10 protein-coding genes are annotated in these 11,410 nt (G+C 47.0%); 6 read left to right on the top strand and 4 right to left on the bottom strand.

The genetic code is table 11. From position 1 onward, the window contains the following. Nucleotides 1-5: 5 nt before the first annotated feature. Nucleotides 6-692 carry a response regulator transcription factor gene (locus IEY39_RS08275; RefSeq protein WP_188930458.1) on the bottom strand — a complete coding sequence of 229 codons (687 nt, stop codon included), beginning with the start codon at nt 690-692 and terminating at the stop codon, nt 6-8. A gap of 497 nt (nt 693-1,189) precedes the next feature. Between IEY39_RS08275 and IEY39_RS08270 the strand changes: the two genes are divergently transcribed. The 6 genes from IEY39_RS08270 to IEY39_RS08245 all read left to right on the top strand — a co-directional run bounded on the left by IEY39_RS08270 (nt 1,190) and on the right by IEY39_RS08245 (nt 8,226). Beyond that, a complete protein-coding gene (locus tag IEY39_RS08270) occupies nt 1,190-1,885 on the top strand; it encodes a response regulator transcription factor (protein WP_188930456.1) in 696 nt (231 codons plus the stop codon). Between the two features lie 140 nt (nt 1,886-2,025). Next, nucleotides 2,026-2,613, top strand: coding sequence for a UpxY family transcription antiterminator (locus IEY39_RS08265; RefSeq protein ID WP_188930453.1), 588 nt, complete (start codon nt 2,026-2,028; stop codon nt 2,611-2,613). A gap of 9 nt (nt 2,614-2,622) precedes the next feature. After that, the gene (locus IEY39_RS08260) at nt 2,623-3,531 is read left to right on the top strand and encodes a DUF5672 family protein (protein WP_188930452.1); all 909 of its coding nucleotides are present in this window, start codon (nt 2,623-2,625) and stop codon (nt 3,529-3,531) included. After that, the gene (locus IEY39_RS08255; protein ID WP_188930451.1) at nt 3,524-5,833 is read left to right on the top strand and encodes a non-ribosomal peptide synthetase; all 2,310 of its coding nucleotides are present in this window, start codon (nt 3,524-3,526) and stop codon (nt 5,831-5,833) included. Before IEY39_RS08260 ends, IEY39_RS08255 begins: the two co-directional genes overlap by 8 nt. Continuing rightward, nucleotides 5,830-6,810, top strand: coding sequence for a 2,3-diaminopropionate biosynthesis protein SbnB (locus IEY39_RS08250; RefSeq protein ID WP_188930450.1), 981 nt, complete (start codon nt 5,830-5,832; stop codon nt 6,808-6,810). Before IEY39_RS08255 ends, IEY39_RS08250 begins: the two co-directional genes overlap by 4 nt. A gap of 9 nt (nt 6,811-6,819) precedes the next feature. Next, nucleotides 6,820-8,226 carry an FAD/NAD(P)-binding protein gene (locus tag IEY39_RS08245; RefSeq protein ID WP_188930449.1) on the top strand — a complete coding sequence of 469 codons (1,407 nt, stop codon included), beginning with the start codon at nt 6,820-6,822 and terminating at the stop codon, nt 8,224-8,226. On the opposite strand, the gene IEY39_RS08240 is transcribed toward IEY39_RS08245, so the two are convergent. The 3 genes from IEY39_RS08240 to IEY39_RS08230 all read right to left on the bottom strand — a co-directional run bounded on the left by IEY39_RS08240 (nt 8,169) and on the right by IEY39_RS08230 (nt 11,360). Then, on the bottom strand, nt 8,169-9,152 hold the full coding sequence (locus IEY39_RS08240; protein WP_188930448.1) for a pyridoxal-phosphate dependent enzyme: 984 nt from the start codon (nt 9,150-9,152) through the stop codon (nt 8,169-8,171). The genes IEY39_RS08245 and IEY39_RS08240 overlap by 58 nt on opposite strands. A 31-nt stretch (nt 9,153-9,183) precedes the next feature. Further along, entirely contained in the window at nt 9,184-10,560 is a 1,377-nt protein-coding gene (locus tag IEY39_RS08235) for an aspartate aminotransferase family protein (protein ID WP_188930446.1), read from the bottom strand. Between the two features lie 65 nt (nt 10,561-10,625). Further along, nucleotides 10,626-11,360, bottom strand: a complete 735-nt coding sequence (locus IEY39_RS08230; protein WP_188930444.1) for a Stf0 family sulfotransferase — start codon at nt 11,358-11,360, stop codon at nt 10,626-10,628. Nucleotides 11,361-11,410: the final 50 nt, after the last annotated feature.

The following is an 11,410-nucleotide window of genomic DNA, read 5'->3' as shown; positions in this document are numbered from 1 at the left end:
GACAATTATTTCGGGATTAGGTTCATTGGAATCAACCGACTGTTTGTTTTGATAATATTTTGATTAATAGCATATTTTAGCAAGCCAATGGTCGATTTTATTCCCAATTTCTTCTTGATATCCTGTCTTATTTTTTCTATGGACCGGATACTGAGAAACATTGCATCGGCTATTTCCTTATTATTTTTTTCTTCCCATATCAACTGCACAATTTTTTTTTCGCGTTCGTTCAACTGGCTATTCTTATCAGGTTTTCGGAAGCGCATTTGTTTATTCCAATACAGTGCTTCGGTAAATAACTCGTTGCGATAGATCTTGCCCTCGGAAACAGCCCGTATCGCACGAAGCAATTCATCGGGTTCGTCCGATTTGGAGATGTATGCATGTATGCCCATCTCCAGCAGATGACTGATCACGCCAATATCCAGGTTCATTGATAGGACTATCACTTTTGTCAGAGGGAATTCGCTGCGAATAACTTCGAATACGGAGAGACCGTCGATCTGCGGCATGAGGATATCGATCACGAGAACATCGATGTGGTGATCTTTCAATTGATAGAGTAAGTCGGTAACATTTGAGCTTTGAATTTTAACGATTAGGTTTTTTTGGCTTGCAAGAAAGGTAGTTAGTGTTTTTCTAAAAAGAAGCTGGTCGTCGACGATCGCAAGGGTAGTGAAGGTAAGTAACATTTGGTTCAATTAATTTAATATTTAATATGTCTTACCCCGGCATATGATGTCTACATCCTCAAATTACTATTTATGTCAATATGTCGGTTGTGATCATTAAATAGTTGTCGATTGAACAAAAATAGAAATTGTTTTCAACTCTATCTAAATCAATGGTATTCGTGTAAATTTTTGATTTAAACGAGCGTTTTTAGCGGATATCCGTGCAATCAATGTTTTCGATAGGGGTTGCTTTGGTTTTCGTAGACACCGCAATTATAAATCGTACAACTACGATCCAGTTTTGGGAAATGAACGAGTATTTTTAAATGGTAATTCCGAAATTTAAAAGGTTCTGCTTATTGTAGAAGCATGTCTGCTAATGGGCACCACGTAAGTGTAACTACTGCCCTCCCTAAAGCCTAAACGATGATATTTTATTTAAGAACTGAAGGGGACCTGTCAGGGAAGCTTCATATTACGCCGTTGAAAAGAGCAAACCTTATAAATTTTATTTTATGTCCATTAGACCTATCTGCCTTGCTTTACTCGATGATCGTTCGTTGTTTAGAAAAATATTAAAATACTATCTTTCAAGTCAGCCTGATATGAGTGTTTTTATCCAAGTTTCGGAAACGCATACTTTGCTTGACAGGCTCAGGGAGACATCTGTCGATGTTTTATTAATGGATCTGTTCATGCCGGGGTTAAGTGGCGTCGATGCAGTGAAGGCTGTGCTCAACGAGGTTCCCGGGATCAAAATAGTGGTATTGTCTATGAATGTCAACATCAAGCTGATCAATATGCTGTTGGATGTGGGTGTATATGGCTATGTGTCGAAGTCGGATGAGCCGGAAGAGATGTTACATGCTATAAGGTCGGCGGCGGGCGGCCGGATATACAGGAACAAATGGTTTACGGAAGCATTGTATTGGAGTAAGCAAGCCAATATCAATGGTTGTTTGAATGACGAAGTCGACATCCTGAATGAACGGGAAAAAAAGATATTGCAGATGATATGGGAAGAGAAGAGCAATAAAGAGATCTCAGAAGATCTTTTCATCGGTATCCGATCCGTCGAAAAGATCCGACAGGATATGAAGGAAAAAACCGGAGTGCAATCCACCGTGGGGTTACTAAAATACGGTCTTAATAAAATGATCATCGATCCGCCCTTCGTCGAGATGGGAAGTTATCAAGGCAAATCGCTGTAAGTTTTCGTACTAACCGAAATGGGAATTAGTATATCTGCGAAGATTGCCGATATATTTTTACGGTAACTTGGTATTCATAACGAGGTCATAGTTCCTTTGTTCATTTACTTCATTTGTTTTATCATTTACTTCAAATTACTATGAATGGGGTTTGCTGTAGCTATAGCTCTAACGTCAAGACAACCACCAGTTCTACAAAAGGATTTAGGGTGGGTTGGTATCTCATCTATACGAAACCTAGACACGAGAAGAAGGTGGAGGCGAAACTGGCGGATATGGCTATCCAATCTTTATTGCCGTTGACGAAAAGGCTTCGCGTCTGGAGTGATCGGAAAAAGTACATCGATGACCCTCTTTTCCCCAGTTATGTTTTCGTCCATTTAAACGGTCTACATGAGTATTTTACCGTATCTAATGCAGAGGGCGTCGTTTGTTTTGTGAGGACGGGCAAAGATATTGCGCGGGTAAGCGAGATTACAATAAATAACATAAAATTGCTTACCGGAAATATGCAATCATTGGAAGTCGTCGATACAAATTTTCAAGCGGGGCAACGTCTCGTTATCAGCCAGGGGCCTCTTGCCGGATTGACCGGCGAACTGGTAAGATTCAGCAACAAACAGATATTGGTCGTTCGCGTGGAACTCCTTAAAAGAAGCATAATTGTTTCCTTGGCAAAGGAAAACGTGAGTGTTTGTCCGTCGGATCGTTTGGAGGACATTTCATAAAAAAAATCAATGGACAGGATCAAGTTGAAGGATGTAACGCTATTTGGCGTCGATAGCGTCGATATCGATCGTTTAATCGTTGCTTCGGAGTTGAGTCAAAAATTTATACAATTTGGGGATGTTAAGCTGCTTAGCCATATCAAGGCGGATTGTACGGACGTGGTGAGGATTGATCCTATAACCAGCCTGGAGCAGTATAGCCATTTTATGATAAAAGAGGCGTACAAATATGCCGATACAAAATATTTATTGGTTATTCAATATGATGGATTTGTTTTAAATCCCTGGGCCTGGAGTGATGAATTCCTGGAGTATGATTACATCGGTGGCCCCTGGTGGTGGGTAAAAAATCATAGTGTGGGGAATGGAGGGTTCAGTCTTAGATCCAGGAGACTTATGGAAGAGGTGGCTTTGGATGAGAATATCAAAGAATGTCATCCGGAAGACGTCGTGATTTGCAGAACGTGGGGGGAATACCTAAAGCAGAAAGGATTCAAGTTTGCTCCGGAAGACATTGCCCATCGTTTTAGTACGGATGGGGGAAAATGGAAACAACAATTTGGCTTTCATGGGGCGGATATCTCAGATTGGGAGATTGAGAAATTTGCTGATGTAGAAAGGCATGCAGAATATATAAAACTGTTTTACGAGATACGAGGCTCGATAGCGGAGTATGTGGCTCCCGCGACGGACCTTGAGGGTCAACTTGTGACGATCTGGGAGGATCTGCTGGGCGTGGAGCGGGTGGGGGTGTTGGATAATTTCTTTGTGCTGGGTGGGGATTCGCGCCGTATAATTAAATTGCTCAGCAGGATAAGAAAATTGAACTACGATATAGAGCTAAGCGATCTGTTATCTTATGAGACTGTACGCGGACTGGCGGCATTTTTAAAGAAAGTAAAGGTAAATAATGGATAAGGTCGTGGGACAGGTGTCAGGGCTGGATTATTGGCGGAAGCAGTTGTGGGGAGCGGAGCAATTACAAATGTTGACGGACCGGGTAAGGCCATCGGGCCGGCTGATCGCTGACGGTGTAGTAATCCGGGATTTGGGCGTGCTGGAGTTGGAGGCTTTGAAGCGAGTGTGTCGGGAAGAAGGGGTGACGTTTTATATGTTGCTGTTGGGCGGGTTACAAGTGTTGTTGTATCGTTATACGGGTCAGGGCGATATCTGTGTGGGTAGTCCTGTGACGGGTCGGTCGCCGCGGGAGGTGGACGGGTTGATTGCATCTTTTAAAAATACGGTGGTGCTGCGTGGTCGGATCAGTGGCGGGATGAGTCTGCGGGAAGTACTAGGAAAGGTGAAGGAGACGACGCTGGCAGCATATGAGCATTGGGATGTTCCGTTCGAAAAAGTAGTGGAGGCGTTGGGGCTGCCGTGGATGGCGGGTCGCAATCCGTTGTTCGATGTGAGGCTGACGTTGCACGATAGACCGGAGGGGGAAGGGCTAAAGCTTAGCGGCGCGCGGCTGCAGGGGGAACAGGGAGAGGAGCCCACGGCGCAGCTGGACCTCGGTCTGGATGTGGTTGAATCGGCGGAAGGATTACGGATTGGGATCGGTTATTGTCGGGATTTGTATGGGGCGGACCGGATGGACCGGATGTTGGAGCATTATATCCGGGTATTGAAGGTTATAGCAACGGACCCGTGGATGGTGGTTGACGGGGTGTCGATTCTTGGTGTGGCAGAGCGGGAGTTGCTGTTGGGAGAATTCGGTCATCACCGGAGGGAGTATAAAGGAGCGGAAACGGTGGTGGATCGATTCAGGGAGATGGTGTATGAGCATGGGGAGTCGGTAGCGTTGGTGTATGAAGAGCATGAGTGGAATTATGGGGAGTTAGACGAGGCATCGAACCGGCTGGCACATTATCTAATATCGAAGGGATTGGAGGAGGAGGAGCTGGTAGGGTTGTGTGTGGAGCGATGTCCGGAGATGCTCGTGGGGATACTGGGGATCCTGAAGGCGGGAGGAGCATATGTGCCGATCGATCCCGACTATCCTGCCGATAGGATCAGGTATATGCTGGAAGACAGTGGTTGCCGGCTGATATTGAGCCGGGATGAGGAGAGAAAAGTAGTGGAAGATACGGACGGCAGGGAGGTGCTATTGATCGGGGAGGAGGAGGGGCCGGTGACGGACGTAGCGCGACCGGTGCGGCCGGATCAGTTGGCATATGTGATCTATACATCCGGTTCTACGGGCTGGCCCAAGGGGGTGATGATCCAGCACAGGAGTGTTCTGAATATGGTTCGGGGGAAGGCGCCGGCCCTGGGGCTGCGTCCGGGGATTGGGGTGTTGCAATTCTCTTCGCTGAGTTTTGATGCGTCGTGTTATGAGATCTTCGGCTCGTTGCTGCATGGGGGTAAGCTGGTGTTAGCGTCGCGGTCGGTGATCCTGGAGCCGGTGCTGCTGGGTGAGCTGTTGAGGCGACACCAGGTAGAGTTGATCACCTTGCCGCCAAGTTATCAGCAGGTATTCGGAGAAGATACGTATGGGATAAAGACGATTGTCTCGGGTGGAGAGCCCATGGTGCCGGCGCGGGCCAGGAAGCTAATGGAGAGGGGCATTCGGGTGATCAATTGTTATGGCCCTACGGAGAATACAGTCTGTACAGCCTTGTCGACTACCCCGTTGCACAGCAGTGGGGTGGTGACGATCGGCCGGCCGATCGGGAATGTTGAAGTCTATATTCTGGATGACCGATTGGCGCCGGTACCGGTAGGTGTGAGGGGGGAGCTGTATCTGGGTGGAGCGCAGGTAGCACGAGGATATTGGCGGAGGGATGAGCTCACGGCGGAACGCTTTGTGCCCGATCCGTTCGACAGGGAGAAAGGGAAGCGGTTATACCGGACTGGTGATCTGGGTCGGTGGCTGGAGGATGGGAATATCGAGTTTCTGGGAAGAGTCGATGAGCAGGTGAAGGTTCGGGGTTACCGGATCGAGTTAGGGGAGATAGAGGGGGTACTGGTGGAGTGCCCTGGAGTGTTACAGGGAGCGGTAGCGGCAGTGGAGGATGGTCAGGGAGGCAAACGATTGTTAGGGTTTGTGGTGACCGGAGAGGAATATAGCCCTCAGGCGGTATTCTCGTGGCTGGGGAGTAAGCTGCCGGAGTACATGATTCCCGGGGTGCTGATAGAATTGGAGGCATTACCGGTGACAGATAATGGGAAGATAGATAGGAAAATGTTGAGTAACCCGAGAAAAATGGAAAAGACGTGAAATATCTTGACGAGACGCACATCAAGGCGATCGGAATACCGTGGGAAGATATTGTGGAAATAGTGAGGTCCGCGGTGAATTTGTTGGAAAATGGGCAATACAGCCAGCCATTGAAGCCATATCTCCGGTTTGATGAGCCAAGGAACAGAATTATTGCCATGCCTGCGTACATCGGGGGTCGCTTTAATAGGGCGGGTATAAAATGGATTGCCAGCTTTCCTGACAATCCCGGGAAAGGAATTCCCAGGGCGCATTCTGTCATTATTCTCAATCGGGCCGATACCGGGCAGCCATGTGCGATCATCAATACGGCGCTTGTAAGTGGGATCAGGACCGCGGCCGTTTCGGGATTTGTTATCAATGAGTATTTCCGCCGTCAGAAAGCGAATGGCGGAAAGTATGATTTGGGCATTGTTGGTTTTGGTCCCATTGGACAATTGCATTTGCAAATGCTGCAGGCATTATTTCCGGAACATATCAATGTGGTGCATATTTACGATCTCAAAGAGGTTGATAAGAAAATGATAAAAGAAAAATCGGGGTCTGTCAAGGTGGAGATATGCGATTCCTGGGAGGATGTATTCGAGCGGTCCGAGGTTTTCATCACCTCCACTGTTGCAGAGAGGCGTTATGTCAATCTTCCGCCCCGAAAGGGGGCTTTATACATCAATGTCTCCTTAAGGGATTTCGAGGTCGATTTCCTTAGAAATGTGGATGTGATACTGGTAGACAACTGGCAGGAGGTATGCAGGGAAAATACGGATATCGAACAGGCGCATCAGGCTTATGGATTGAAAAAGGAGGACGTGTATGAGATCACTGCTTTATTGCATTCGGAATTCACTTCTTCCATTTCCGATAGATCGGTGATGTTCAATCCGATGGGAATGGCGGTGTTCGATATGGCTATTGCGGATCATTATTACAATCTGGCCGGGGTGAACAAGTGCGGGATCGAACTTACAGACGTGCTATAAACAACAATCTTGCAACGAACGCGAAAAATAGTCATTATCGGTGGAGGATTAAGTTCCAGGCTTCTACTTATTCATTTGCTGAGGGCGGCCCGGGAGAATACCGGACACGGTAGCGAAAGTGTTCTGAAGATTACATCTATCGAACGGCATGCGTTGGACAGAATGGGCGACGCATTCTGTACGGATGTGGACTATCATCTGCTGAATGTACCAGCGGGCAAGATGAGCGCATATGATGATAATCCGGGGGATCTGGTAGAATGGTTATCGCTTGCGGGGTATGACTATAACCCTTATTCCTTTATCCCAAGACGACTTTATAAAAACTACATTTTTTACACGCTGGAAAAGGAAATGGCATGTGGCGCCGGATATGTGCAGGTGGAATTTATTCGTGGCGAGGCAACCGACGTGTCGGAGGAGAGGAGGGGGGTCGTCGTCGATGGCAGGGATACTATTCAAGCGGATATGGTCATATTGGCATTGGGTAATTTTCCGCCCGGAAATCTGCGTCTCGAGGACAATGCCTATTTGAATTTGCCTGGTTATTACAGATCGGCGTGGGAGTCAGATTTTTTCCGAGAACTGGATACCGATGATCCTGTGCTGCTGCTTGGCACGGGCCTTACAATGGTCGATATGGTGCTCACGCTTCACCAGCGGGGTCATCGGGGTGGGATATTTGTATTGTCTACCCATGGGTATGTGCCTACAAGCCATATGCCGCCTGGCGTATACCATTCGTTCGAGCGGGAGCTATATGAGGCCGAGGATGTTGTCGGACTGTTCAAGGTCATAAGAGCGAATATCAGGAAGGCGAAGGCCATGAATATCGATTGGCGTGCGGTCATCGATTCTATCCGGCCGTTTACCCAAAAAGTATGGTTAAAGCTATCTATCAGGGAGCGTTGGAGGTTTCTCGAGCATCTGCGGCATATCTGGGGTGTTGCCCGTCACAGGATGCCTGCGGATAATGCCGCTTTGGTCGAACAGCTCATACAGACCGGCCAGGTTCAGGTATTGGCGGGCAGGGTGTCATCCATTGGTGCGACTGGGCAGACCGGTTTCCAGATAATGTACAAAGAACGGGGCTCCCGACTCGAACGGGTCATATATAGCAAGGTCATTGTCAACTGTATGGGGCCGGAATTGAACTGGAACAGGATCAAGCAGCCTCTGGTCACGAACTTGCTGAATAAGGGCGTCATCGACACCGATGAACTCCGGCTTGGGGTTAATTGCATGCCGGACGGTGCTATCATCGGGAAGAATGGACGGGTTTCGGAATTCCTGTACACCATCGGGCCCACTACCAAGGGAATTTTGTGGGAATCGACCGCGGTACCGGAAATAAGACATCAGGCGCTGCAGCTGACGAATTTGGTTTTCAGGGTAGTCATCCACTCTTTATTATAGATCGTATCGATATAAGCCGATCCTCTATCCGGGAATATTAGCATCGCCTTCGGTTTGTGAGTAAGCGTGTCTTTGCTCAAATATCTTTTGGCCGCCAGATATACGGCGCCAGAAGAGGCTCCCGCGAAGAGCATCTGTTCATTAAGCAAGTCATGACAGCCTTTGATGATATCGAAATGTGATACGTGGATGACGTCGTCGATCACGGCGTCTTTCAATATCGGGGGCACCTTGCTGGAACCGATACCGGAGATGAATCTGGTTGCTGGTGGGGTGCCGAAAATGACTGATCCTTCAATATCCACACCTACGATCTGTACTTTAGGCAATCTTTGTTTGACAGACCTGGAAATGCCGGTGATCGTCCCGCCGGAGCTAACGGCAACAAAAATATAATCCGGTTGTACGGATGAGGCTATGATCTCATTTCCGAGACTATAATAGCCCTTGTAGTTGTTGATATCGCTGTATTGGTCTGCGCAGAAGGAATTGCCGATGCGGTGACATAGCTCGTTGGCTCTTTCGATCCTTGTCAGAAGATACCCTCCCGTTGTGTCCCGTTTATCCACTTTATCCACCCTATAAGCAACAAGGTCAAGCAGCGTCTCGTAAGCTTTATTGATATTAGGATCGATGACCGGTATAAATTTGATATGTAAATGTTTGCATATCAAAGCCAGCGAAATCGCCAAGTTGCCCGAGCTGGACGCGATGATGGTTGTCCCATCATTCACCTTCCCTTCTTTTATTGCGTGGTAGAGCATGCTAAAAGCTGCGCGGTCTTTTGAACTGCCGGAGAAATTGGCATATTCCAATTTGGCGAACAACGCCATGTCTTCGGTTTGCAAATTCTTCAGGGGAGTATTGCCAATGTGTTTCGACAGGCTTTCCAGTGAGAGCAAGTGTTGGTTATCCCGAGCAAGCATATTTTTTGTTTTTGTTTTAACGCGATTATATCTATTGTTTTATCATCTCTTCGTTCGCTTCTTTAAAAATGGCCAAAGCGCTATCGATCAGCTCTTTGTTAACGATCAGCGGGGGGATGAACCGGATGACGTTATTGTAATGGCCGCCCACTTCGAATAGAAGTCCTTTATTAAAGCAGCTTTGGCGGATCTTTTTTACCAGTTCGGGGTCAGGTAGTTTCGAGTCCGGTCCTTTCACGTATTCAATCCCCAGGATAAGGCCCTTCCCCCGGACATCGCCGATAAATGGATAGATGGCTTTCAGCTCATCGAGCTTTTCCAGCAGGTATTTTCCCATTTCCCGGGTATGACATTCCACGTTATAATCGCTGATAAAGTCGAAAGCCCCGTTGCCCGCTGCTATACTTACCTGATTTCCCCGAAACGTCCCGATATGGTCGGCAGGTCCCCAGGATTCGATGGCCTTGTTATAGATTATCGCAGAGATGGGGAAGCCGATACCTCCCAGTCCTTTGGACATTGTTATGATATCGGGAAAGGTCGTATCATCCTGGAAGGCCCAGAAATTGCCTGTGCGGAAGAACCCGCACTGTATCTCATCGAAGATCACCAGAATGTCATTTTCCCTGGCTATTTCCGATATTCTCTCTAAAAAGCCCGGTTTGGGGATGATCGTTCCTCCTTCCCCTTGAATAGGCTCGATAATTATCGCCGCGGGCTTGCTGATACCCGAATGGGGATTTTCCAGCGTATATTTTAAGAACTCGGCGCATTCCAGCCTGCAGGAATTAGCGGACTTGCCGAATGGACACCGGTAACAGTAGCTGTAAGGCAAGAAAGTGATATTGGGGACAAGAGATCCCAGCCTGGCTCTGAACTTCAAGTTGCTTGTGAGAGACAAGGCTCCGGAAGTCATACCATGATATGATCCATGGAAAGCGATAATCCCTTCTCTTCCCGTCTTATGTTTCGCAAGCTTGATAGCTGCCTCTACAGCATCCGATCCACTAGGCCCGCAAAAGGCGACCTTATACTGGTTTCTTATCCCCTCGGGTATCTGTTGCAGTATCTTTCGAATAAGTGCAAGCTTATTTTCGGTTGGAAAATCGAGGCCATGGATCAACTTTTCCTCTTGTATTTTTACATAGTCAAGGACATAAGGATTGCAATGGCCGACATTAAGCACGCCCGCAAAGCTGAAGAAGTCGATAAACATATTTCCATCGACGTCTTTGAGGATTGCGCCCCTGGCGCTATCGATGGCTATCGGCATAGCTTTTGGGTATGAAACGATACTGCCTTCCAGGTGCTCTTGTATGTCCAAAAGCTGTCTGGATCTTTTTCCGGGGAGGGTGTCGGAAACGAGCCTTACTCCTGCTGATAAATGAAAACCTGAAAATTTGTCCATACCATTGTTTTATTTACCCAATAATATTATATTCGTTTTATCGATGCATGGCGATGTAGCATGCTTTAGCGGAAGCATTCCTGACCGGCGTATTTATTCTTCATCTCGAGATAATTCGGGATCCTCGATAAGACATTTTCCGTCACGATCTTGTTCTCACGATTTAGCAACGACCTTAGTGTAACTTCGTATTTTCCGGAGAAATGATTCAATTCCATAAAATCCAGCATCTCGTCTATCCGCTGCAAGCCACGGGTTTCGCTGTGAAATATATCTTCGTAATAGACTTCATAGAAGGCAATCTGTTCCGCATTAAAGAAGTCGATATATTGCTTCACTATCCTATTCTCGTTTTCGACAGCCCATTGTATCGCCCGCTCATTTAAGGGAGAAAATTCAAGTTCGTCAATGATCTTTCTTTGATCGAGGGTGCGGATATGCCAGACCTTCGATTGCCGGCAAATCTCCGCCGATACGAGCCGTTCAAACACGCTTTTTCTGTTGAGGAAGATTACTTTTTTGAATCGGCGAACAAGCGACTTGTTCAGGCTGGCATCCTGAAACGGCCATCCCTTGGGGTCCCAGACATGCTTGATCAAATTGAATTGGCCGCGTATGTCGTTCAAGGAGGACGACAACTCTTCTTCGTTGCCGGCGTGATAGGTATAGTTATTGCTCTTATTGAACGGTTCGCTTATACATTCCAGATTTTCATGCAAATTGAAAATGTTGTATAACGATTCGCTTCCGGTTCTTGCCAGTGCAAAAATTATTACATCTTCCTGGTTTTTATTGTTCATATCATTTTGGTTAACATAGTTCTGTTATTCATCAATCAATTAATCAATTA

Source organism: Puia dinghuensis, assembly GCF_014642875.1.
GTDB classification, from domain to species: Bacteria; Bacteroidota; Bacteroidia; order Chitinophagales; family Chitinophagaceae; genus Puia; species Puia dinghuensis.
This window is presented reverse-complemented; position numbering and strand designations above follow the sequence as displayed.